The organism is Rhodococcus sp. Q (genome assembly GCF_005503035.1).
GTDB lineage: Bacteria > Actinomycetota > Actinomycetes > Mycobacteriales > Mycobacteriaceae > Rhodococcus_G.
The window spans coordinates 58,162-82,070 of record NZ_SCOY01000021.1 but is presented as its reverse complement, the minus strand read 5'-3'; the positions used below and the strand labels follow the sequence as shown (position 1 = coordinate 82,070).

The window sequence follows — 23,909 nt, the reverse complement described above, 5'->3', positions numbered from 1 at the left end:
CCGATGGTACTGCACTCGACAGGGTGTGGGAGAGTAGGACACCGCCGTACATAACATCCCGGGGACCCCGGAACCAGAGTTTTCTGGTTCCGGGGTTTTCGGCGTTTCAGGGGACCTTTTCCCTTTTCTCCCCGCAACTCGTCTGCGCACGGGTGTCGATGCGTGCACACCGGCAGTGCCACGCCGAACACCGCTGCGAACGAGCGAAAAGGGGTGCGCACACTGCCGTTGGCGCGACGTCCGCGCGAGCCCGGGGTGTCGCTACTCGTCGTAGAGGGATCCGAACTCGTGTGCTTCTACAAGGCGCCGGGGCGCCGTCAGACACCACGCTTCCGTGACCAGCTCGAGGAGTTCGTCGGCCTCGATTCCCTCGAGGTGCACGACGACCCAGCCGAACTGGCCGGCGGTGAACTGGACCTCGAACACTTCGGGGCGCTCGGCAACGAGGGCGATCTGCTCGTCGAGTGTGGCCTTCAGTCCGACCGTCTGCGTCTTCTCCCAGATGTAGGCGTAGCCCTTGCTACAGACCTTGAGCGCGATCCAGTTTCCCGTATCGATCTGCTCGGTTTCGGGCAAGGTCTGCAGCATTGCGAGGAACTCGTCGACGGTCACAGCCATGCCCCACGTCTACCAGAGGCGACCGACATCCGTCAGGTCACGGGGACGGGGGTGGCGAGTCTCGTCGGGACAGCACGCCCGCGAAGTAGGACCGAATCGCCCAGCGCCCACCGTTGCGACACTTCCGGTGCGGCTGCGGCAACCGTCCGCGCGGACGCGACCAGAGCGCCCGGGACCGACTTTGCCAGCTCGCACAGCCGGGCCGCCTCGTTGACCGGATCGCCGATCACGGTGTACTCGAACCGATTGCGTGCACCGATGTTCCCCGCGACCGCGATGCCGGCAGCAACACCGATCGCGGCGCTGCAGTCGGGCACTTCCACGACCAGGCGGTCACGGATCCGCCGAGCAGCTGCGAGCGCGTTGCCCTCGGGATCGTCGAGTTCGGCCGGCGCTCCGAAGATCGCGAGCGCGGCGTCGCCCTCGAACTTGTTGATCAGGCCCCCGTGGTGGTCTACCTCGTCCACCACGACCGCGAAGAAGCGGTTGAGGAGTTCGACCACCTCGCGGGGCGGACGGGTGGCGGCGATGTGCGTGGACCCGACGAGGTCGATGAAGAAGACGGCGATCTGCCGCTCCTCGCCGCCCAACTCAGGATTGCGGGCGATCGCCGCCTCCGCGACCTCCCGGCCGACATGCCTGCCGAACAGTTCCTGGATGCGTTCGCGCTCCCTCAGTCCCTCGGCCATCCGGTTGAAGCCGCTCTGCAGCTCACCCAGTTCGGTGCCGTCGTAGACGACGACCCTCGCATCGAGATTGCCCCGTTCGACTTCGGCCATCGCGCCGCGAACGGCGCGGATCGGGGCGACGGTGGCTTCCAGACCGAGCAGGGTGAGCGCGAACCCGCACGCCAGCGTGACGCCGCCGATCGCCAGGATGGACACGTTCACCTGGGTGGCGTCCTCGTCACCGCGTGCGAGGCTGAAGATTGCCACCAGCATGAGACCGAACACAGGGACGCCCGTGCCCAGCAGCCAGGCCAGCAGGCCACGCCCGGTGACGCGTGCGAAGCGCACCCGACGTGGATCACCGGCTTCCAGAGCCCGCGCGGCTGCGGGGCGAAGGGAGAATTCGCTGAGCAGGTAGCTGAAGGCGCACACGGTGACCGCGCCCATCGCGATGGTGAAGGAGACCTTGGGAATCGTCGCCGGGTCGATCAGGCCGTACGCGGTGGTGAACAGGGCAAGCCCGCCCGACCACAACACGATCTGGATGGTGGTCAGGCGCCACGGCATCGACAGGGCCGCCGTTGCCTCGCGGCGGGTGGGAGTGCGTCCCTCGACCGCCCACCTGAGGCCGCGGATTCCCATCAGAGTGCCCCACACAGTGCCGATGAGCAGCGAGGCGACGATGTAGATCGGTCCGATCACCGCCGTGACGATCCGGAACTCCGGTGTGAAGAGCTGGGGACCGGGGATCACGACGAGAAACAGGGTTCCGACGAGCAGCGTGCCGATCAGGTTGGACAGCATCAGCGATGCTGTGACCAGGATCTGGACGCGGGTCCGGCGCACGTGGGGACTCTCGTTGACGGTTCCGAGAATCGGCGATCCGAGCTGCGAGGTGGAACGGCGGAAGCGTCGCATGGTGTCGCTCACACTAGCGGCGTCGGCCAGGGCGAGCGCGCCGCCACGTGGGGCGACCATGCGGGTGTCGGCGGCCGCGTGTTCTAGGGTGGTCGACGTGCGTCTCGTGATTGCCAGCTGCCAGGTCGACTATGTCGGACGACTCACCTCTCACCTGCCGAAAGCCCGCAGGCTGCTGCTGGTGAAGTCGGACGGCTCCGTCAGCATCCATGCCGACGACCGTGCCTACAAGCCCTTGAACTGGATGAGCCCGCCGTGCTGGCTGGTCGAGAACGGCGGTGACGACGGCGCGATCCTGTGGGTGGTCACCAACAAGGCCGGTGAGGAACTGCGCATCACGATCGACGAGGTCGAGCACGACTCCTCACACGAGCTCGGTATCGATCCGGGGCTCGTCAAGGACGGTGTCGAGGCGCACTTGCAGGAACTGCTCGCCGAGCACGTCGACACTCTCGGCGAGGGGTACAGCCTCGTTCGCCGTGAGTACATGACGGCGATCGGTCCCGTCGACCTGCTGGTCAGGGACGGGGCGGGCGCAGCGGTTGCGGTCGAGATCAAGCGCCGCGGCGAGATCGACGGTGTCGAGCAGCTGACGCGATACCTGGAGTTGCTCAACCGGGATCCGCTGCTCGCACCCGTGACCGGGGTGTTCGCCGCCCAGCAGATCAAGCCGCAGGCCCGCACGCTCGCCGAGGACCGCGGAATCCGCTGTCTCACCCTCGATTACGAGGCGCTCCGGGGCATCGAGAGCACCGAGTTCCGACTGTTCTGAGATACCGGGCGGGAGGTGGTCTCGATCGGCCCACCCGATCGCGTCACTAGAGTGGAGCCATGCCCCGGCGCAACAACAATCGCAATTCTGGCGGCCCGTCACCCGTCGGGACCGGTGGGCCACGCGTGGAGGCCGGGCCCGCGGGGTATGACGACGAGCAGTACCTGGTGCGTCAGATTCCGGGCGCGCGAGCGCTCAAGACGTACCGCTGCCCGGGTTGCGATCACGAGATCAGGCCCGGCGTAGCGCACCTCGTGGCGTGGCAGGCCGACGGTCTCGGCGGGGCCGAGGACCGCCGGCACTGGCACACCGGCTGCTGGAACGGTCGTGGTTCGCGGGGCGTCACCCGGCGTTGGTCGTGACCTGTTCCGTGTCGGATTCGTCGTCGGAGAACTCGGGGTCCTCGTTCTCGAGGTCGGTGAGGTCGGACTCGTCCGAATCCAGGTCGTCCTCCACATGACTGGTGTCCCGGCCGCGCTGTGAATCGGCCTTGCCGTCGAGGAGTTCGCCCTCTCGGTTGACCGATGCGAGCATCGCAGGCACGGAATCGAGCTGACCGCGAATTCCCAGCAGCTGCGCCAGGATCCGGCCGCGGAGAACACGCAATTCCTCTGCGAGCTCCTTGGCGTGGGCGATCCGCTTGTCCGCCTGCTCGGTGGCCGTCTGCAGCCGCCGCCTCGCCTCGTTGGTGGCGTCCGTCAGGCGACGTTCGGCCTCGGCCTTGCTCGATGCCTCGAGTTCGTCGACAGCGGCGACGACCTTCGTGCGGCGCTCGCTCATGGTGATCTCGAAGTCCTGCTGGATGCTGGCGCGCTTGGCGTCCGACTCCGCTTCGAGGCGCGCCGCCTCCGACTGCGCCGCCTCGATCGTCCGGGCGGCCTCGGTGCGGGCCCGGGCCATCGTCTGCTCGTGCTCGGTTTCCATCGCGGACCGGCGGTCGTTGGTCTCGGCCAGCTTGGCCTCGTACTTGCCGCGCAGCGCCGTGGCTTCCTGCTCGGCGATGGAGATCATCTCGGCCGCGTCGGACTGTGCCTTGGCGCGAACCTCCGACGACTCGTCCGACGCGAGGCGGAGCATGCGCGAGATGCGCTCGCTCATGCCCTCGGCGGTGGTCGGCGGCACCGAGAGCCGATCGACGTCCTTCCGGAGCGAGTCGATCTCGTCGCGGGCGTCTTCGAGCTGGTGGGCGAGGTCGCGGGCCTGAGCGGCGGCGGCGTCACGGTCCGTCGCGGTCACCCGCAGTTCCGTGTCGAAGCGGTCGAAATACCGTCGAACTTCGTCCTTGTCGTATCCCTTGCGGACGATGGTGAACGGCATGCCGCCGTCGTGGTCGTAGGCCATGCGAACCAATTTACCGCTGGTCGCGGCGATGAGGGACGGCGCACGCAGGTTGTGATCTGCGACACCACGCGCCCACTTTCGCGGGCGCGTGGTGCTGTGGGTTTGCCGGGTGGTTCAGTGCGCGGGGTGCGCCGCAGGCTCCACCAGTTCGACGAGCACGCCGCCCGCGTCCTTCGGATGCATGAAGTTGATGCGGGAGTCGGCGGTGCCGCGCTTCGGTACGTCGTAGAGCAACCGGACGCCGCCGGCGCGGAGGCGCTCGGAAATCGCGTCCAGATCGGTGACGCGGTAGGCCATCTGCTGGATGCCGGGGCCGCTGCGGTCGATGAACTTCGCGATGGTGGAGTTCTCGTTCAGCGGCGCGAGGAGCTGGATCATCGGAGCGCCTGCCGGGCTGCCGGGGACGGTGAGCATCGCCTCGCGAACGCCCTGCTCCTCGTTCACCTCCTCGTGCGTGGAGACGAGGCCCAGGTGCTCGGCGTACCAGGCGAGGGCGACGTCGAGGTCGGGAACGGCGATACCGACGTGGTCGATCGCGATCACCAGGTCGGAGGCAAGGGGTGAGCCTGCAGGAGCGGAGTTCGTCATGGTCAGACGTTAGCGTTACCGTTTTGGTAGTTCTCTGTCGGCCGTGGCTTCGGTCGCCGTCGATGCTCGTGCCTGATCGTTGGAGGAATGTCGTGGCCAGTTCTGTCATCGTTGCCGGTGCTCGGACGCCGGTGGGCCGGTTGCTGGGTTCGCTGAAGGATTTCTCGGGGTCCGATCTCGGTGGCATCGCCATCAAGGGTGCATTGGAGAAAGCGGGGGTGGCCCCCGAGCAGGTCGACTACGTCATCATGGGCCAGGTCCTCACCGCTGGCGCCGGACAGATCCCCGCCCGGCAGGCAGCGGTCGCCGCGGGCATCCCGATGAGCGTGCCCGCGCTGACCATCAACAAGGTGTGCCTGTCCGGCGTCAACGCCATCGCCATGGCCGACCAGATGATCCGCGCAGGCGAGTTCGACATCGTCGTCGCCGGCGGCCAGGAGTCGATGTCCCGCGCCCCGCACATGCTCGAGAAGTCCCGCGCCGGCTTCAAGTACGGCGACGTGACCCTGCGCGATCACATGGCGTACGACGGCCTTCACGACATCTTCACCGACCAGGCGATGGGCGCCCTCACCGAATCCGCCAACTCCGACGACAAGTTCGTCACCCGGGACGCTCAGGACGCGTTCGCCGCCGCCTCCCACCAGAAGGCCGCCGCCGCCTGGAAGAACGGCATCTTCGACTCGGAGGTCGTCCCGGTCTCGATCCCGCAGCGCAAGGGCGACCCCGTCCTCTTCGCCGCTGACGAGGGTATCCGCGCCGACACCACCGCTGAGTCGCTCGGCGCCCTGCGTCCCGCGTTCTCGAAGGACGGCACCGTGACCGCCGGTTCGGCGTCGCAGATCTCCGACGGCGCCGCTGCCGTGATCGTCATGTCCAAGACCAAGGCCGAAGAACTCGGCCTCGAGTGGATCGCCGAGATCGGCGCCGCGGGCCAGGTCGCCGGACCCGACTCCACCCTTCAGTCCCAGCCCGCCAACGCCATCGCCGCGGCCTGCGCGAAGGAAGGCATCGCGCCCGCCGACCTCGACCTGATCGAGATCAACGAAGCGTTCGCCGCCGTGGGCATCGCGTCGACCCGCGAACTCGGCATCGACGCGGAGAAGGTGAACGTCAACGGCGGCGCCATCGCCCTCGGCCACCCCCTCGGCATGTCGGGGGCCCGCATCGCGCTGCACCTCGCGCTCGAACTGCAGCGTCGCGGCGGCGGTGTCGGTGCGGCTGCCCTGTGCGGCGGCGGCGGACAGGGTGACGCCCTGATCCTCCGGGTGCCCTCCAAGTAGGCGCGCGCTTCTACTCCAATCACGGCCTCGGCGCATGGCGTCGGGGCCGTGATGTCTCCCACAGCAACGACAGATCGTCGTAGAAGCCCGGCACAATGGCGGCATGGCGAACATCTTCGACCTCAGCACCCCGGCCAAGCGTTTCCGATTTGTCGCGATTCTCGAGGCGATCACCTGGGCCGGCCTGCTCATCGGTATGGCGTTCAAGTACCTGCCGGAGAACGGGAACGAGATCGGCGTGAAGATCTTCGGCCCCTTCCACGGCGGCGTGTTCGTCCTCTTCGTCATCGTTGCGCTCCTCACCGCGCGGTCCCTGAAGTGGAACCTCGTGACCACCGGCCTGGCCCTGCTCTCGAGCATCCCGCCGTTCTTCACGATCCTGTTCGAGGCGTGGGCCGTCCGGACCGGCAAGCTCGGCGAGCTGTCGGTCACGAACGCCGACACCACGGCGCCCCGCGAACTCGACACCGTCTGACCCGGTCGATCCAGTGCCCCCGGACCTGCAAGGTCCGGGGGCACAGTCGTCTTGTGACAAACTGGGCATCGTGACTCGACCCGGTTCCCGCCAGCCTGCACAACCGTCCGCCGCGATGGCGGCTGCCATGTCCGGGGCAGTGGATCTGTCCGGACTAAAGGACCGCCCCCAGCCTCCCGCGACACCCGCCGCAGGTGAGGGCCAGTCGTCCGCGCTCGCCCCGATCGTCGATGTCACCGAAGCCACCTTCGAGGCCGAGGTTCTCGAGCGGTCGATGCAGGTCGTCGTCGTCGTGGCACTGTGGTCGCCCCGCAGCGACGCGAGCATCGCGTTCTCGCGCGAACTCGAGGATCTCGCTGTGGAAGGCGACGGGACCTGGGTGCTGGCCAAGGTCGACGTCGACGCCAACATGCGCATCGCGCAGGCGTTCGGCGTGCAGGGCATCCCGACCGTCGTCGCGGTCGCGGGCGGCCAGCCGCTCGCCGACTTCCAGGGTGTGCAGCCCATCGAGGAGGTTCGCGGCTGGCTCGGGCAGGTTCTCGCCGCGACCGCGGGCAAGCTGTCGGGACCGCCGCAGGCCGAAGGTGCGGAGCCGGAGCCGGAGGATCCGCGTTTCGTCGCTGCGGAGGACGCCCTCGCGGAGGGTGACCTCGACGGTGCCGAGGCTGCGTACCAGGCGATTCTCGATGTCGAGCCCGCGAACAAGGATGCGCTCGCCGCGCTGCGACAGGTGCGGTTCCTGGCGCGCGTGCAGACGGTCGCCCCGGATGCGGTTGCTGCGGCGTCCGCCGATCCTGCGAACGTCGACGCCCAGCTGGCCGCGGCGGACGCGCTGCTCTACACGCAGCAGCCCGACGAGGCGTTCACGCTGCTGATCGCCGCGATCAAGCGGTACGTCGGTGACGACAAGACAACGGTGCGGACCCGTCTGCTGGAACTCTTCGAGCTCTTCGACCCCGCCGACCCGATCGTGGTCGCCGCGCGTCGCAAGCTCGCGTCCGCTCTCTACTAGCCGTAGCGGTTGGTGCAGGCGTCGCGGCCACCGAGGACGCCGGCGCGAAACGCGTCGACGCGGGCGAAGCCGCTCGGCACCGTGTTGCCGTCGACATCGCTGGCCATCACGCCGTCGGTGAGGAGGCCGGAGACCGCCTCGTCCAGGTCGCCGGGCGACAGCGTGGGCGAGCCCCCTGCGGCGGTGGCTGAGGTCCACACCCCGGACAGGCAGGCCGCGCGCAGTGCTGTCTTCGGTTCGGTGAGTGAATCACCCACCTGCTGCTGGACCGCGAGCGTGAATCGGGACGCAACCAGGACGTAGGCGCCGAAGTCGCCACGGACGTCGACGGATAGTTCGTCGGCCCCGCCACCCGCGGGGTCGACGTCGTACGGCGTTCCGCGGTCGATCAGTTCCGGCATCGAGACCCCGATGGTTCGGGTGGCCGGACAGTACGAGACGGGCTCGGTCGAGGTTGCGTCCGGGCATCCGGTGTCGGCGCCGGTGTAGACCACCTTCGGTGGCTGCGGCAACGCGAACTCCGACTGGAGAGAATCGACGATCACACCGATCGCCTCCTCGGTGACGGGCATTTCGCCGGTCTCCCCGGGGCGGGTGAACTGCTGGGGGAGTTGAGCGCGGCGGGCGTCGACTTCGGCCTCGTCGATTCTGCTGCACGCCCGAGCTCCGTCGGTGAATCCGATCTGGAACGCGGTGACACGCTCGAATGCGGTGCCGTGCACGCCTTCCGGGTCGTTCGGATCGGTGTCGCGGACGGCGACCATCGCCGCCATCACCGAGTTCAATCCGTCGGACGTGTTGAGTGTGAAGTGATTCGACCGACCGGCCGCGACGTGCCGCATGTAGGCGCCCGCGAAACAGTCGGCCTGCTGTTCGAGGACGAGCGTGGGGGAGTCGGCACCGGCGAGTCCGGAGTCGTGCTGGACGGCGTGACCGTATTCGTGCGCGATGACCATGACGACGGCCATCGGTCCGAAGGTCTCCATCAGCATCGGGAGCAGGACTGCGCGATCCCACCCGATCGAGCCGTCCCGAGTGCAGTAGCCGGCGTTGACGACTCCGTAGGTGCCGTCGCCGCAGAATCGGCTCGACCGTTCGACTGTCGGGTCCCACGACATGAGATCTGTCACCGGGCGGAACTCGCCCGCGAACACCGCCGGATACTCGGTGGACCAGAACGCGGCGAGATCGTCGATGGCCGAGGTGGCGAGTGTGTCGGCATCCGATCCGTCTGCCCCACGCACCGACAGTGTCGAATGCGGAGCGCCCGGCCTGGGGCCGCTCGGTCCACCGGTGGCGGGCAGGCCCGCAACGGTGAACGGGTCGTCGTAGATCGACACCGCGTGACCGGCGACGACCTGCGTGCATCCCGCCAGTATCGCGGCGGCACCTGCCACCGCGACGGCAACCAGCAGTGCGCGCCTCATCGCGGTTCCCGACGAATCCAGATGGCACTGTTCGCGGGCAGGGTCACCTCCGCGGAGGCGGGTCGACCGTGCCAGGGGGACGTCGTCGCGGTGACCTCGCCGAAGTTTCCGAGCCCCGAACCGTGGTAGGCGGCGGCGTCGGTGTTGAGGATCTCGCGCCACGGTCCGGGTTCCGGAAGCCCGACGCGATATCGATCGTGTGACGTGCCCGCGAAATTGAACAGGCAGGCGACGATCGAGCCGTCGGTGCCGTACCGCAGGAAGCTGAGCACGTTGTTCTCGGTGTCGTTGGCGTCGATCCAGGAGTAGCCGCCGGGCGAGGCGTCGAGGGTCCACAGTGCCGGCGACGACCGGTAGACCGCGTTGAGGTCGCGCACCATCGTCAGCACACCTCGTTGCAGCGCACCGGTGTTCGGGTCGTCGAGTTGCCCCCAGTCGAGTCCCCGCTCCTCGGACCACTCGGTGCGTTGACCGAATTCCTGCCCCATGAACAGCAGCTGCTTGCCGGGATGCGACCACATGTAGGCCAGGAGGGCGCGGACCCCCGCGGCCTTGGCTGCGTCGTCCCCCGGCATGCGTGTCCACAGCGTGCCCTTGCCGTGCACCACCTCGTCGTGGCTGATCGGCAGCAGGAAGTGCTCGCTCCAGGCGTACATGAGGGAGAAGGTGATCTCGTGGTGGTGGAAGCTGCGGTGCACGGGGTCGTGGCCCAGGTACCCGAGGGTGTCGTGCATCCAGCCCATGTTCCACTTCATGGAGAATCCGAGTCCACCGACGGTGGTCGAGCGGGTGACGCCGGGCCAGGACGTCGACTCCTCCGCGATCGTCACGACCCCGGGATGGTGCTTGTGCACCGTCGCGTTCATCTCCTGCAGGAAGGAGACGGCCTCGAGGTTCTCCCTGCCGCCGTGGATGTTCGGCGTCCACTGGCCTGCCGGACGTGAGTAGTCCAGGTACAGCATCGAGGCGACGGCGTCGACGCGGAGACCGTCGACGTGGAACTGGTCGATCCAGAACAGGGCGTTGGCGACGAGGAAGTTGCGTACCTCGGGGCGTCCGAAGTCGAAAACATAGGTGCCCCAGTCGAGTTGTTCGCCGCGCCTGGGGTCGGCGTGTTCGTACAGCGGCTCGCCGTCGAATCGTGCCAGCGCCCAGTCGTCCTTGGGGAAGTGCGCGGGCACCCAGTCGACGATCACGCCGATTCCGGCCCCGTGCAGGTGATCGACGAACGCCCTGAAGTCGTCGGGTGACCCGAAGCGGGCCGTCGGTGCGTAGTACGAGGTGACCTGATAGCCCCACGACCCGCCGTAAGGGTGCTCGGCGACCGGCAGGAGTTCGACATGGGTGAAGCCGCACTCGAGGACGTACTCCGACAGTTGTTCCGCCAGATCGCGATAGGAGAGTCCCGGTCGCCACGAGCCCAGATGGACCTCGTAGACGCTCATCGGTTCCTGATTCGGTTCGCGACGGGATCGCGCCGCCAGCCACTCCGAGTCGTTCCAGGCGTACGAGGACAGGGTGACGCGGGACGCCGTCGCGGGCGGAACCTCGGTGGCGAACGCCATCGGATCGGCCTTGTCCCGCACCGACCCGTCGCGGCAGTGCACCCGGAACTTGTACAGGTCGCCGGGGCCGACGTCGGGTACGAACACCTCCCATACTCCGGTGGAGCCCAGGACGCGCATCGGCGTCCGGCCCCCCCACCCGTCGAAGTCGCCCATCACAGTGACCCCGAGCGCGTTCGGCGCCCACACCGCGAACGACACACCGGTGACGTCGCCGTCGGGAGTGTTGTAGCTGCGGGGATGTGCGCCCAGAACGTCCCAGAGGCGTTCGTGGCGCCCCTCGCTCAGCAGGTGCAGGTCGAGATCGCCGAGGGTGGGCAGGAATCGGTACCCGTCGGCGACGACGATCGTGTGACCGCCCGGATACTCGACGACGAGGCGGTAGTCGATGAGGTTCTCGACGGGAACGACGCCGCCGAACACCCCGTCGCCGAGGTCGGTCAGCATGTGGTCGGCGCCGCCGACGCGGGCCGCCACCGAAACGGCATGCGGCCGCAGTGCACGGATCACGGTGCCGCCCGGGTGGGCGTGCGCGCCGAGGATGGCGTGCGGGTCGTGGTGGGTGCCCGCGACGAGCCGAGCGAGGTCGTCCGGGTTGGGCGCGGAGCCGACGCGCGCCGTCGTGGGGCTCACGAGACCGGGGGGCGGTGCCCCAGGTGTAGGCGCTCCGGATAGGGGATCGGGGGCAGCGCGAGCACGTGCGCGACCGCCCGCCACGGTTCGAGACGCACGAAATTGGTCTGGCCCCAGTCGTACTGCTCACCGGAGACCTCGTCGAGAACCGTGATGCGGTCGTGCCAGTCGCGTCCGATGGCGGGCATGTCCAGCCAGATCGTGCCGTCCTCCGCGCCATACGGATTGAGGTTGACCACGGTCAGGACCGCGTCGCCGGTGACGGGATCGAATTTCGAATACGCGATCAACGAGTCGTTGTCGACGTGATGGAAGGTGATGTTGCGCAACTGCTGCAGTGCGGGATGCGCCCTACGGATCTTGTTGAGGGTGGTGATCCACGGTTCGAGTGATTCGCCGCGGGCGCGCGCGCCGTCGAAGTCGCGGGGACGGAGCTGGTACTTCTCGGAGTCGAGGTACTCCTCGCTGCCGGGTCGGAGGGGAATGTGTTCGTACAGTTCGTATCCCGAGTAGACGCCCCAGGTCGGTGCGAGAGTGGCGGCGAGCGCGGCGCGCAGGGCGAACATGCCCGGGCCCCCGACCTGGAGGCTCTCGTGCAGGATGTCCGGCGTGTTGACGAACAGGTTCGGCCGGGCCTCATCTGCTTTCGCGGCGAGCTCGAGGCCGAAGTCGATCAGCTCCTGCTTGTGCACCCGCCACGTGAAATACGTGTAGGACTGGGTGAATCCGCGCTTGGCGAGTCCGTACATGCGAGCGGGGCGGGTGAACGCCTCCGACAGGAACAGCACGTCGGGGTCGCTCGCCTTGACCTCCGCGATCAACCACTCCCAGAAGTCCGGCGGCTTCGTGTGGGGGTTGTCGACTCGGAAGATCTTGACCCCCTTCGAGATCCAGAACCGAACCACGCGCAACACCTCGGTGTAGATGCCGTCGCGGTCGTCGTCGAAGTTGACGGGGTAGATGTCCTGGTACTTCTTCGGCGGGTTCTCGGCGAACGCGATCGTGCCGTCCGGGAGGACCGTGAACCACTCCGGATGGGCTGCGGCCCAGGGATGGTCGGGAGCACACTGCAGTGCCAGGTCGAGGGCGACCTCGAGTCCGAGCTTGGCGGCGCGGGTGACGAACGCACGGAAATCTCGCATCGTCCCGAGTTCGGGGTGGATCGCGTCGTGGCCGCCCTCGGCGGCGCCGATCGCCCACGGTGACCCGACGTCATCGGGTCCCGGGGTGAGGGTGTTGTTCGGCCCCTTCCGGTTCACCCTGCCGATCGGGTGGATCGGCGGCAGGTACACAACGTCGAATCCCATCGCGGCGATGCGAGGAAGGTCGTTGGCTGCGGTCGCGAAGGTTCCGTGGCGCGGCCGTCCCTCGGCGTCCCAACCGCCAGTGGAGCGGGGGAAGAACTCGTACCAGGACCCGAACAGCGCCCGGCTGCGGTCGACGAGCACCGGCAGCGCCCGTCCGCGGGTCACGAGGTCGCGCAGGGGATGGGTGCGCAGCAGGTCCGTGACACCGGGCGCGAACGCGGGAGCGACCCGTTCCGGCAGGTGGGCGCCGCTGCGCAGTGCCGCGGCCACCGCCAGGCACCGCGGTCGGTCTCCCCGCGGGACAGCCCTCGCCGCCCGCTCGAACAACCTGGCTCCGATCTCGAGATCGTTCGCCAGTTCGGCAGGACCCTGGCCGGCGGCAAGTTTGGCCTCGACGGCGCCGCGCCACGTCGTGACGGGGTCGCTCCACCCCTCGACGCGGTACGTCCAGGTGCCCGGGCAGGTCGGGGTGAACATCGCGGCGAACGTGTCCGGCAACGGACCGGGCAGCATCGGGATGCGGATGCTGCGCGTGAACCCCGGCCCCCGGACGGCCAGGGTCGCGGCGACGGCGTCGTGGCCGTCCCGCCACACCGTTGCGGACACGGGGAAGGTCTCGCCCACGACGGCTTTCGCCGGGTAGCGTCCGCCCGCGATCTCGGGGACGACGTCGTCGATACCTATCCGCCCGGTCATGCCCGAGACACTACGGGGTTCCGTGGGGTGCCCGCTCGCGACGAAGCCCTTTCACCAGGCGCCGGTCGTCCCGGTCACACGACAGGACCGAAAGCGGCCCGATCTGTAGTCTTCGCCAGGTGAAAGCCTTGCGTCGGTTCACCGTCCGCGCCCACCTGCCTGCCCGGCTGTCCGCTCTCGGGCAGCTGTCGACCAATCTGCGCTGGTCCTGGCACCCGCCCACTCAGGACCTGTTCGCGCGCATCGATCCGGAACTCTGGACGCAGGTACGCCACGACCCGGTCCGGATGCTCGGTGAGGTCGCGCCCGGGCGGCTCGACGAACTCGCCGCCGACGATGCCTTCGTCGCCGAACTGGATCGGCTCGAGGCCGACCTCGTCGACTACCTCGACCGCCCGCGCTGGTACCAGAACCAGCAGGCCAAGGGTGTGGACCTGGCCAGTGGGATCGCGTACTTCTCAATGGAGTTCGGCGTCACCGAGGTCCTGCCCAACTACTCGGGCGGCCTCGGCATCCTGGCCGGCGACCACCTCAAGGCGGCGTCCGACCTGGGAGTGCCGCTGATCGGCGTCGGGCTGCTGTACCGGTCCGGGTACTTCCGCCAGTCACTGACCGCCGACGGCTGGCAGTCCGAGCACTATCCGTCGCTCGACCCGCAGGGGCTGCCCCTCCGCCTGCTCACGGAGCCGGAGTCGGGGGCGGCCGTCCTGCTGCACGTGGCGATGCCCGGCGGCCGGGTGCTGCGGGCGCGCGTGTGGATCGCGCAGGTCGGCCGGGTGCCGCTGCTGCTGCTGGACTCCGACATCGCGGAGAACGACGCCGAACTGCGTGGGGTCACCGACCGGCTCTACGGCGGGGACCAGGACCATCGGATCAAGCAGGAGATCCTCGCGGGGATCGGTGGCGTGCGGGCGGTGCGCGCATACACCCGGTCCGAGGGGCTCGCGGACCCCGAGGTGTTTCACATGAACGAGGGACACGCGGGTTTCCTCGGCGCCGAACGGATCCGGGAGCTCGTGACGGGCACCGGCCTCGACTTCGACGAGGCGCTCGCCGCGGTGCGGGCCGCAACGGTCTTCACCACGCACACGCCGGTTCCCGCCGGAATCGACCGGTTCCCGCTCGACCTCGTCCGCCACTACTTCGCCGGAAGTGAAGGCGGCAACGACTCGTCGCTGCTGCCCGGTCTCGGCGTCGATCGCATCCTCGACCTGGGCAGGGAGACCGATCCGTCGGTCTTCAACATGGCGCACATGGGCCTGCGGCTCGGCCAGCGGGCCAACGGGGTCTCGAAGCTCCACGGCATCGTCAGCCGAGGCATGTTCAACGGACTGTGGCAGGGCTTCGACACCGACGAGGTGCCGATCGGATCGGTCACGAACGGGGTGCACGCGCCGACGTGGGCGGCGCGGGAGTGGATGGACCTCGCGCACCGCGCCGTCGGGCCGGAACTCGTCGAGGAGGCTCGCGGCTGGGAGCAGCTGCAGGAGATCGGCGCCGACGAGCTGTGGGCCACCCGCAACGCCCTGCGCGGGCAACTCGTCGACGAGGTCCGTCGTCGGGTGCGGGCGTCGTGGGTAGAGCGCGGAGCGAGCGAAGCCGAACTGGGTTGGACCTCGGAGGTTTTCGACCCGAACGTGTTGACCGTCGGATTCGCGCGACGGGTGCCCACCTACAAGCGCCTCACCCTGATGCTGCGTGACCCGGAGCGGCTTCGCGCCCTGCTGCTCGACGAGGAGCGGCCGCTGCAGCTCGTCGTCGCGGGCAAGAGTCATCCCGCGGACGAGGGCGGGAAGGCGCTGATCCAGCAGGTCGTCCGGTTCGCCGACGAGCACGACGTGCGGCACCGGATCGTGTTCCTGCCGGACTACGACATGTCGATGGCGCGGTACCTCTACTGGGGTTGCGACGTGTGGCTCAACAACCCGCTGCGCCCGCTCGAGGCATGCGGTACGTCGGGCATGAAGTCGGCGCTCAACGGTGGACTCAACCTGTCGATCCGCGACGGGTGGTGGGACGAGATGTTCGACGGCGAGAACGGCTGGGCCATCCCGACCGCCGACGGCGTGCAGGACGAGACCCGCCGCGACGACCTCGAGGCGAACGCCATGTACGACCTGCTCGAGCAGTCGGTGCTGCCGAAGTTCTACGACCGCGGTTCCGACGGGGTGCCGGCGCGGTGGGTGGAGATGGTGCGACACACGTTGCAGACGCTCGGCCCGAAGGTGTTGGCGTCGCGCATGGTTCGCGACTACGTCGTCGACCTGTACGCGCCTGCGGCGGCCGCATCGAGGACCGTTGTCGCCGACAGCTATGCGGGTGCGAAGAGGCTCGCCGTGTACCGGGCGCGGGTCGCGGCGCAGTGGCCGGGCGTGCAGGTGGTGCAGGTGGACAGTTCCGGTCTCCCCGACACACCCGTGATCGGTGCCGACCTGTCACTGCGCGCCTACGTCCGGTTGGGCGAGCTCGACCCGTCCGAGGTCACGGTGCAGGCGGTTCTCGGCAGGGTCGGGCCCGACGAGGACCTGACCGATGTGGTGACCGTCCCGATGACGCATGTCGGAGTCGAGGAACTCGGCCACGTGTACGTCGTCGACACGGCGTTGCCGTTGTCGGGAGCGGTCGGCTACACGGTGCGGGTGCTGCCACACCACGAGCTGCTGGCGAGCGACGCCGAGCTCGGCCTGGTGTCGGTTCCGGCGGGCTAGCAGGCTCCGAGGAAGTGCGGCCCCGGCGGCGTTGAATCCACACATTCCGTGGACACCGCCGCCGGGGAGCGGGTGCCGCTGCCCACGACAACGGCGGTGTTCACGGTGATGGCGCGGTCAGCCGCCCGCGAGTCGCTCGAGGGCCTTGTGGACGATCTGCGGATCGGACGTCTCCCAGAACGGCGGAAGTGAGGCGCGTAGGTAGCCGCCGTACCGCGCCGTCGCCAGCCGCGAATCGAGCACCGCGACGACGCCCTTGTCGTCGGTGCTGCGCAGGAGACGGCCGACACCCTGAGCGAGGAGCAGCGCCGCATGATTCGCCGCGACAGCGAGAAAGCCGTTGCCGCCGCGTGATTCGACGGCACGTTGACGCGCCGCGAGCAGCGGATCGTCCGGCCGTGGGAAGGGGATCCGGTCCAGGATCACCAGTGACAGCGACGGACCGGGAACATCCACGCCCTGCCACAGCGACAAGGTGCCGAACAGCGATGTCGCCTCGTCCTCCGCGAACTTGCGCACCAGCTGTCCCGTAGCGTCCTCGCCCTGGCACAGCACCGGTGTGCTCAGACGCGAACGCATCTCCGCGGCCGCTGCCTTCGCCGCCCGCGTCGACGAGAACAGGCCAAGGGTGCGGCCACCCGCGGCGGCGACCAACGCCTCGATCTCGTCGAGCACACGCGGGGTCAGTCCGTCGCGGCCCGGCGGCGGAAGATGCTTGGCCACGTACAGGATTCCTGCCTTGGCGTGGTCGAACGGTGATCCGACGTCGAGTGCGTTCCACTTGACCGTCGACTCGTCGGATGGTGCCTCCGTTGCCGTCGCCATCGCGGTGTCGCTGCGCACCGGCGCCTGAGCGGGCAGGCCCCAGTCCACGGCGAGACCGTCGAACGAGCCACCGACCGTCAGCGTCGCCGACGTCAGCACCACCGTCGACTCGTCGAACAGACGCGAGCGCAGCAGACCACCGACGGACAGTGGGGCGATCCGCACGAGTTTGCCGCGACGCTCCTCGTCGGCGAGCCACACCACGTCCCTGCGCTTGGCGGGATCGGGTTCGTCGAACGCGGTCAGCACGCGAACCGCGCTGTCGTGCACCTCGTCGACCGCCGCGAGCGCGGCCGTCCGGGCCGCCGCCGACTCCGGGTCCGCCGCCGCCTGGCCCGGCCGGGACGGCCCGATGGCGGTCCGCACCGCCCACGCCGCGTCGCGGACCAGCGCCAACGCCTGCCCGGCGCCGTCCGGCAGATGCTCCCAGCGTCCCGCGGGCAGCTCGTCGAGGATCGCCGTCCACGCCTCGGACGACGCCTCCAGCCGGTCCGCATCCTGCTCCTCGACCAGCTTCCCGCAGCGCCGCGCCGCGGCGCTGATCGTCGCGGGCGCCAACTCCGCCGTCGCGACACCGGTGACGCGGTCCACAAGTTCGTGCGCCTCGTCGATCACCACCACGTCGTGTTCGGGCAGCACCGCGATCCCCGAGATCGCGTCGATCGCCAGCAACGCATGGTTGGTGACCACGATGTCGACCCGCGAACTCTCGAGCCGGGCTCGCTCCGCGAAGCAGTCCTCGCCGATCGGGCAGCGCGCCTTGCCGAGGCATTCGCGGGAGGTGACGCTGACCTGCCGCCACGCCTGGTCGCTGACGCCGGGCACGACCTCGTCGCGATCCCCGGTCTCGGTGTCCGAGGACCATGCGGTCAGTCGCTTCACTTCGCGGCCCAGTCGCGACACCGCGAACGCGTCGAACAGTTCGGCCTCCGCGGCCGGCTCGTCCGCCATGCCGCTGTGCACCTTGTTCATACACAGGTAGTTGTTGCGCCCCTTGAGGATCGCGAACCGCGGCTCCCGGCCGAGTGGCTTCTTCAGCGCCTTCGCCAACCGGGGCAGATCCCGGTCGACCAGCTGACGCTGCAGCGCGATCGTCGCCGTCGAGATCACCACCGTGCGCCCCGACTCCACCGCGTGCCGCACACTCGGCACCAGGTAGGCCAGCGACTTGCCGGTACCGGTACCCGCCTGCACCGCGAGATGTTCGCCCGACTCGATCGCATGCGCGACCGCCGATGCCATCGTCAGCTGGTTCCGGCGTTCGGCGCCGCCGAGCGCGTGCACCGCCTCGGACAGCAACTCGGGGACGGTGGGGAGTTCAGGCACCCGACAAGGCTACTGCCCGCGGATCGGCGCGCGCCCACCACTCGTCCCGCGACGCGGCGGGGGAGCCGACCAGCCGACGAGAGTGACGCCGGCGTTCTGCATCGCGGTCAGGGCCGTCCGGACCGTGTCCGGTGACACCGCGGCCGTGTAGTCGAGCAGCACCCGTGTGTCGAAGCCCTCCCGGACCGCATCCATCGCAGTCGCGCGCACGCAGTGGTCGGTGGCGATGCCGACGATGTCGACCGCGTCGATGCCGTGGTCCTGCAGCCAGTCCGTCAACGAGTCGCCGTCGTCCGAGGCTCCCTCGAATCCCGAGTACGCCGCCGCGAAGTTGCCCTTGCCGAACACCTCCTGCACCGCGGAGGTGTCGAGCGCCGGATGGAACTCCGTCCCCGGCGTCCCCACGACGCAATGCGGCGGCCAGCTGTCCCGGTAGTCGGGGTTGTCGGAGAAGTGCGGCCCCGGATCGATGTGACGGTCCGCCGTCGCGACCACCGCCGCGTACTCGGGGCGGCCCGGCGACGCCAGGTACTCGGTGACGGCTTCCGCGACCGCGGCGCCACCGGTGACCGCCAACGATCCGCCCTCGCAGAAGTCGTTCTGCACGTCCACGATCACCAGTGCCCGCGAAGTCCTCGTCATGACCCCATCCTTCCCCGTTGCGCGTCAGTCGACGAAACGGGTGGGAACAGCAGGATCGCCGTTCGACAGCTTGAGGCCCTCCCACGGCAGGCTCACCAGATTCGACGCCACCAGGTCCCGCGCATCCGCCAGCCCCGGCAGGTCACGCTCGAACTCTCCGCCGCGGACCATGGGGACCATCAGCGGTCGGTCGACGAGACCCTCGACCACCGGGGCCGCCGAGCCCGCGGGGTACACGACCTCCTCGACGATCGTCCCCGTGGGCCTCGCGAGTCGGACCGCGTTCTTGGTGCCACCACGCGACGCCTTCTGGCTGCTGCGTTTGGCGACCGGGATCCCGTCCACCTCCACCAGCTTGTAGACCATGCCTGCCGTCGGCGCGCCCGACCCGGTGACCAGGGCCGTACCCACGCCGTACGTGTCGACCGGCTCGGCTCGCAACGCCGCGATCGCGTACTCGTCCAGGTCGCCCGAGACCACGATCTTCGTGTTCGTCGCGCCGAGCGAGTCGAGCTGCGCTCGGACCTGACGCGCCCATTCCCCGAGGTCACCGGAGTCGATGCGAACCCCGCCGAGCTCGGGCCCGGCCACCTCGATCGCCGTCCGGACACCCTCGGTGATGTCGTAGGTGTCGACGAGCAGCGTGGTGCCGACACCGAGTTTCGCAACCTGGCCGCGGAACGCCGCCGCCTCGTCCGGGCCCTCGCCGGTGGTGTGCAGCAGCGTGTACGCGTGCGCGCTCGTGCCTGCCCCGGGAACCCCGTACCGGCGGACCGCCTCGAGATTCGAGGTCGCGTCGAAACCGGCCAGGTACGCCGCGCGGGAGCAGGCGACGGCGGCCTCCTCGTGCGCGCGCCGCGACCCCATCTCGATCAGCTTGCGGCCGCCGGCGGCACTGACCATCCGCGCCGCTGCCGACGCGATCGCACTGTCGTGATTGAGGATCGACAGGACCAGCGTCTCGAGCAGAACGCACTCCGCGAACGTCCCCCGAACCGACAGGATCGGCGACCCCGGAAAGTACAGTTCGCCCTCGCGGTACCCGTCGACGTCGCCGCCGAATCGGTAGTCGCGCAGCCAGGCGAGTGTCGCGTCGTCGAGGAAGCGCGACGCGACCGCCAGTTCGGGTTCACCGAAACGGAATCGTGCCAGCGCATCCAGCACTCGGCTCACGCCGCCAACGACGCCGTACCGGCGGCCGGCGGGCAGTTTGCGGGCGAACACCTCGAACGTGCACCGGCGATGCGCGGACCCGTCGGCGAGCGCCGCCGCCAGCATCGTCAACTCGTACTGGTCGGTGAGCAGCGCGGTACTGGTCGCGGGCGCAGACCACTGGGAGTTCGTCACCGGGCCCACCCTACGAGCACCACGGTATTGACCGCTCGGTGTTCAATTGGCCCGGATTGCGTCGTAGTCTGGAGTCATGGCTCCGCGCCCGTACCCCACGCTCATGGCCGTGCCGATGGCGAACATGCCGACCCCGGCACCGACCGTGCTGCCCGAGCAGGCCGAGGTGACGGACGAGGACGAGGCGCTCAACCGTCCCTGGGTGACCGTGGTGTGGGACGATCCCGTCAACCTCATGCACTATGTGACATTCATCTTCCAGAAGCTGTTCGGCTACAGCAAGGCCAAGGCCACGGATCTGATGATGCAGGTGCACAAGGAGGGCAAGGCCGTCGTGTCGTCCGGGTCTCGGGACAAGATGGAGCACGACGTCCAGCGACTGCACGCCGCCGGCCTGTGGGCGACGATGCAGCGGGACAGCTGACGGCGCCGGCCGTCGCCCGACTTCACCGCCGATTCTCAGTTACGCAGGAAGGGTCACCAGGTATTTCGACGTGCGCACATGGAGCCGAAAGAACTCGCTGAGCGGGGTCAAGATCCGATCCGAGATGGACGCACGCGAGGCCTCGGTCCTGCGATCGCTGGTGACGTCGGTCCTCGGCCTCCTCGCAGACCGATCGGCGTCCGCCCCGACGGACGACCTGACCGAACTCACCGGCCTGCGAACCGGTAACCCGACCACGCCGACCGATGCCACGGTCGCCCGCCTCCTGCCCGACTTCTTCGGAACCGGCCGCGACGCCGTCGACCCCGATTCCCGCGACGCCAACGACAACGGGGCGCTGCGCAGCCTCTACGAGCCCGACATCATCGACGCCAAGGTCGCGGCCGGCTCGACGATCCTGCGGACCGTTCCCGTCGAGGGCGGCAAGGTCGTGCTCACCCCCGAACAGGCCGAGCAGTGGCTGTACGGGCTCAACGACATCCGTTTGGCGCTCGGCACCACCATCGGCATCGACGCGGACACCCCCGACGAACTCGACCCCGACGACCCGCGGGCGCCACACCTCGACGTCTACCACTGGCTGACGTGGATGCAGGACTCCCTCGTGCAGGTCCTGCTGCCGTGACGCGGAGGAGCGGGGCACTCACCGACGTGACGGGCCTGCTCGTCGGGCACCATCACGAACTCGACGACGACGCGACCCTCGGGTCCGGTCGCGCGACCGGCTGCACCGTCGTCCTCGCGCCGGACGGCGCCACCGCGGCCGTCGACGTGCGAGGCGGTGGTCCAGGCACCCGCGAGACGGATCTGCTGGATCCGAGTCACAGCGTCCAGAAGGTCGACGCGATCCTCCTCACCGGCGGCAGCGCGTACGGTCTCGCGGCGGCCGACGGGGTGATGCGCTGGCTCGAGGAACACGGCCGGGGGATCCCGATGGACGCCGACGGCCACGTGGTCCCGATCGTGCCGGGCGCGGTCATCTTCGATCTGCCGGTCGGGGAGTGGTCCGCCCGTCCCACCGCCGACCACGGCTTCCTCGCGGCCGGCGCCGCCGGAGTCGACGTCGCGCGAGGCTCGGTCGGCGCGGGGACCGGGGCCCGCGCAGGAACCCTCAAGGGCGGCGTCGGCACCGCGAGCGTCGTCCTGGGGGCGGGGCCTGCAGCCGGGGTCACGGTCGCGGCGCTGGTGGTCGCGAATCCCGTCGGCTCGGTTTTCGATCCGGGAACCGGTCTGCCCTGGGGCGTCACGCCCACCGAGGCCGCCGCGTGGGGGCTCCGAGTGCCCGACCCGGAAGAACTCGAGGCGGCGCTCGCGCTCGGCGACAAGGGCACCGTCCTCAACACCACGATCGGAGTCGTCGCCACCGATGCCCCGCTGGGCAAGGCCGCGTGCCGACGTGTTGCCGTCGCCGGACACGACGGGCTCGCACGCGCGATCCGGCCCGCCCACTCGCCTCTCGACGGCGACACCCTGTTCGCGCTCGCCACCGGCACGCGGGAGCTTCCGGCCGAATCGGCCGTGCCGCCTGCCTTCCCGGCGGACCTTCCCGCCCTCGCGGCGATCTGCACGGCAGCCGCGGACGTGGTCGCGGACGCCATCGTCGACGCCGTCCTCACCGCCACCGCCGTCGCCGGAATCCCCAGCTATCGGGACCGGTTCCCGTCGGCGTTCGACGTCTGACGAAGCCGCCGCCCGGTGTCGGACGGAATCGGTACGCTCGGGTTATGACCCTTCCGGTCCCCGGACCCTCGAATCTTCCTGCGGCCCCGGCCGACCGACCGCAGTGGCAGCAGGCCGCGATAGCGATCAGCGCCTTCGTCGTCGGGCTCTACGTCCTCGAGTTCATCGACATGATCCTCGGCAACGAGCTCGACGGCGGCGGCATCGAACCACGAACCCTGGACGGACTGTGGGGAGTGCTGTTCGCGCCGGTTCTGCACTACGGGTGGGGACATCTCGTCGCGAACACCATTCCGCTGCTGGTGCTCGGGTTCTTCGTGATGTTGTCGGGCATCGGGCGTGGGTTTGCCGCCACCGGCATCATCTGGGTCGTCGGGGGAGTGGGAACGTGGCTGGTCGGGGGCTCGGGGACGAACCACATCGGCGCGTCCATCCTGATCTTCGGCTGGCTCACCTACCTGATCACCCGCGGCCTGTTCACCCGGCACTTCGGGCAGCTCGCGCTCGGCGTGGTCATTCTCTTCCTCTACGGCGGAATGCTGTGGGGTGTGCTGCCCAGTGATCCACGGGTGTCGTGGCAGGGCCACCTGTTCGGTGCCATCGGCGGAGTCGTGGCGGCGTGGGTACTCGCGTCCGACGTCCGTGCGACACGCGCAGCGAAGGCAGTGACGCGGTAGTTCCCAGAGCGCTGTCGAGGGCACGTCGGCCGAGGGTGTGACGGCAGGCGCAGCGTCCCCGTCCCTCCGGCTTCGTCTCGAATCGGCCCGAACCTTTTTCGAGACCGGTCGGTCGTGGCAGCATGACCCTATGCGCATCACCGTCCTGGGTTGTTCGGGCAGTGTCGGTGGACCCGACTCGCCTGCGTCGGGCTACCTGCTGACCGCACCGGACACCCCGCCGGCAGTCATCGACTTCGGTCCCGGCGTGCTCGGTGCACTCCAGCGGTACGAGGACCCGGGATCGGTGTCGATCTTCCTGACGCACCTGCACGCCGACCACTGCCTCGACCTGCCCGGTCTGCTCGTGTGGCGTCGCTACCATCCGAACCCGCCCACCGGCCGGGCGATCATCTACGGGCCGACCGACAGCCACCACCGGATCGGCGTCGCCTCCGCCGAGTGCGCGGGCGATCTCGACGACATCTCCGACACCATCGACCTGCGGACGCTGTCCGACGGTCAGGTCGTCGACTACGGTGCGCTCACCGTGAAGTCGGTTCGCGTCTACCACCCGCCGGAGGCGTACGGGTTGCGGTTCACCGACCCCGACGGGCGCACCCTCGTCTACACCGGAGACACCGGCATGTGCGACGAAGTCGTCGAACTGGCCCGCGATGCCGACATGTTGCTGTCCGAGGCGTCATGGACGCATTCCCCGGACCGCCCCAAAGGTATCCACCTGTCCGGCACCGAGGCGGGCCAACTCGCCACGCGGGCAGGCGTCAAGGAACTGCTGCTCACCCACATCCCGCCGTGGACGTCCCGTGAGGACGTCATCGCCGAGGCGAAGGCCGCGTTCGCGGGGCCCGTGCACGCCGTGAGTGCCGGAGACGTCTTCGACATCTGACGACACCCCTCCCGACTCCCACTCGGCGCCCCTGCCACCCGGAGAGTCGGGAGACGCGCCCCGGGCA

21 protein-coding genes are annotated in these 23,909 nt (G+C 69.1%); 11 read left to right on the top strand and 10 right to left on the bottom strand.

Features of this window, described 5'->3' with window-relative positions:
• Positions 1-261: 261 nt before the first annotated feature.
• Positions 262-618, bottom strand: a complete 357-nt coding sequence (locus FFS72_RS18600; RefSeq protein WP_137875304.1) for an MmcQ/YjbR family DNA-binding protein — start codon at positions 616-618, stop codon at positions 262-264.
• A gap of 32 nt (positions 619-650) precedes the next feature.
• A complete protein-coding gene (locus FFS72_RS18595) occupies positions 651-2,204 on the bottom strand; it encodes an adenylate/guanylate cyclase domain-containing protein (RefSeq protein ID WP_137875315.1) in 1,554 nt (517 codons plus the stop codon).
• A gap of 97 nt (positions 2,205-2,301) precedes the next feature.
• On the opposite strand from FFS72_RS18595, the gene nucS reads away from it, so the two are divergent.
• Positions 2,302-2,976 carry an endonuclease NucS gene (gene nucS / locus FFS72_RS18590; protein ID WP_137875303.1) on the top strand — a complete coding sequence of 225 codons (675 nt, stop codon included), beginning with the start codon at positions 2,302-2,304 and terminating at the stop codon, positions 2,974-2,976.
• Positions 2,977-3,035: 59 nt separating this feature from the next.
• Entirely contained in the window at positions 3,036-3,338 is a 303-nt protein-coding gene (locus tag FFS72_RS18585; protein ID WP_171018737.1) for an Rv1322 family protein, read from the top strand.
• Here the strand turns inward: FFS72_RS18585 and FFS72_RS18580 are convergent.
• Positions 3,319-4,317: a coiled-coil domain-containing protein gene (locus FFS72_RS18580; protein ID WP_137875302.1), complete on the bottom strand. Its 999-nt coding sequence runs from the start codon at positions 4,315-4,317 to the stop codon at positions 3,319-3,321. The genes FFS72_RS18585 and FFS72_RS18580 overlap by 20 nt on opposite strands.
• Before the next feature lie 114 nt (positions 4,318-4,431).
• The gene (gene mce, locus FFS72_RS18575) at positions 4,432-4,905 is read right to left on the bottom strand and encodes a methylmalonyl-CoA epimerase (protein ID WP_137875301.1); all 474 of its coding nucleotides are present in this window, start codon (positions 4,903-4,905) and stop codon (positions 4,432-4,434) included.
• Between the two features lie 92 nt (positions 4,906-4,997).
• Between mce and FFS72_RS18570 the strand changes: the two genes are divergently transcribed.
• The 3 genes from FFS72_RS18570 to FFS72_RS18560 all read left to right on the top strand — a co-directional run bounded on the left by FFS72_RS18570 (position 4,998) and on the right by FFS72_RS18560 (position 7,675).
• Positions 4,998-6,188 carry an acetyl-CoA C-acetyltransferase gene (locus tag FFS72_RS18570; protein ID WP_171018736.1) on the top strand — a complete coding sequence of 397 codons (1,191 nt, stop codon included), beginning with the start codon at positions 4,998-5,000 and terminating at the stop codon, positions 6,186-6,188.
• A gap of 103 nt (positions 6,189-6,291) precedes the next feature.
• Positions 6,292-6,663 (top strand): DUF3817 domain-containing protein, encoded by a 372-nt coding sequence (locus FFS72_RS18565; protein WP_137875299.1) that lies wholly within the window; start codon positions 6,292-6,294, stop codon positions 6,661-6,663.
• A 127-nt stretch (positions 6,664-6,790) separates the two neighbouring features.
• On the top strand, positions 6,791-7,675 hold the full coding sequence (locus FFS72_RS18560) for a tetratricopeptide repeat protein (protein ID WP_137875313.1): 885 nt from the start codon (positions 6,791-6,793) through the stop codon (positions 7,673-7,675).
• Here the strand turns inward: FFS72_RS18560 and FFS72_RS18555 are convergent.
• From FFS72_RS18555 to FFS72_RS18545, 3 genes are read right to left on the bottom strand one after another with little or no spacing between them, the layout of a single operon-like run.
• Positions 7,672-9,102, bottom strand: coding sequence for a neutral zinc metallopeptidase (locus FFS72_RS18555; protein ID WP_137875298.1), 1,431 nt, complete (start codon positions 9,100-9,102; stop codon positions 7,672-7,674). The two genes, FFS72_RS18560 and FFS72_RS18555, sit on opposite strands and share 4 nt — an antisense overlap.
• Positions 9,099-11,300, bottom strand: coding sequence for a 1,4-alpha-glucan branching protein GlgB (gene glgB, locus FFS72_RS18550; RefSeq protein WP_137875297.1), 2,202 nt, complete (start codon positions 11,298-11,300; stop codon positions 9,099-9,101). The genes FFS72_RS18555 and glgB overlap by 4 nt, the downstream gene beginning before the upstream one ends.
• On the bottom strand, positions 11,297-13,303 hold the full coding sequence (locus FFS72_RS18545; RefSeq protein WP_137875296.1) for a maltotransferase domain-containing protein: 2,007 nt from the start codon (positions 13,301-13,303) through the stop codon (positions 11,297-11,299). The genes glgB and FFS72_RS18545 overlap by 4 nt, the downstream gene beginning before the upstream one ends.
• A 119-nt stretch (positions 13,304-13,422) precedes the next feature.
• Between FFS72_RS18545 and glgP the strand changes: the two genes are divergently transcribed.
• Positions 13,423-16,011 (top strand): alpha-glucan family phosphorylase, encoded by a 2,589-nt coding sequence (gene glgP / locus FFS72_RS18540; RefSeq protein ID WP_137875295.1) that lies wholly within the window; start codon positions 13,423-13,425, stop codon positions 16,009-16,011.
• Positions 16,012-16,128: 117 nt separating this feature from the next.
• Here the strand turns inward: glgP and FFS72_RS18535 are convergent, their stop codons facing one another.
• From FFS72_RS18535 to FFS72_RS18525, 3 genes are read right to left on the bottom strand one after another with little or no spacing between them, the layout of a single operon-like run.
• Entirely contained in the window at positions 16,129-18,162 is a 2,034-nt protein-coding gene (locus FFS72_RS18535; RefSeq protein ID WP_137875294.1) for an ATP-dependent DNA helicase, read from the bottom strand.
• 9 nt (positions 18,163-18,171) lie between these two features.
• Entirely contained in the window at positions 18,172-18,804 is a 633-nt protein-coding gene (locus tag FFS72_RS18530; protein WP_137875293.1) for an isochorismatase family protein, read from the bottom strand.
• A 24-nt stretch (positions 18,805-18,828) separates the two neighbouring features.
• On the bottom strand, positions 18,829-20,160 hold the full coding sequence (locus FFS72_RS18525; RefSeq protein WP_137875292.1) for a nicotinate phosphoribosyltransferase: 1,332 nt from the start codon (positions 20,158-20,160) through the stop codon (positions 18,829-18,831).
• 94 nt (positions 20,161-20,254) lie between these two features.
• Here FFS72_RS18525 and clpS point away from each other — a divergent pair, with 94 nt between their 5' ends.
• The 5 genes from clpS (at position 20,255) to FFS72_RS18500 (ending at position 23,842) form a co-directional block, all read left to right on the top strand.
• The gene (clpS, locus tag FFS72_RS18520; RefSeq protein WP_502704130.1) at positions 20,255-20,575 is read left to right on the top strand and encodes an ATP-dependent Clp protease adapter ClpS; all 321 of its coding nucleotides are present in this window, start codon (positions 20,255-20,257) and stop codon (positions 20,573-20,575) included.
• Positions 20,576-20,645: 70 nt separating this feature from the next.
• Positions 20,646-21,221, top strand: a complete 576-nt coding sequence (aosR, locus tag FFS72_RS18515; protein WP_137875291.1) for an oxidative stress transcriptional regulator AosR — start codon at positions 20,646-20,648, stop codon at positions 21,219-21,221.
• The gene (locus FFS72_RS18510) at positions 21,218-22,276 is read left to right on the top strand and encodes a P1 family peptidase (protein WP_137875290.1); all 1,059 of its coding nucleotides are present in this window, start codon (positions 21,218-21,220) and stop codon (positions 22,274-22,276) included. The genes aosR and FFS72_RS18510 overlap by 4 nt, the downstream gene beginning before the upstream one ends.
• A gap of 44 nt (positions 22,277-22,320) precedes the next feature.
• Positions 22,321-22,953: a rhomboid family intramembrane serine protease gene (locus FFS72_RS18505; RefSeq protein ID WP_137875289.1), complete on the top strand. Its 633-nt coding sequence runs from the start codon at positions 22,321-22,323 to the stop codon at positions 22,951-22,953.
• A gap of 130 nt (positions 22,954-23,083) precedes the next feature.
• Positions 23,084-23,842 carry a cyclic nucleotide-degrading phosphodiesterase gene (locus tag FFS72_RS18500; RefSeq protein ID WP_050062670.1) on the top strand — a complete coding sequence of 253 codons (759 nt, stop codon included), beginning with the start codon at positions 23,084-23,086 and terminating at the stop codon, positions 23,840-23,842.
• Positions 23,843-23,909 lie beyond the last annotated feature (67 nt).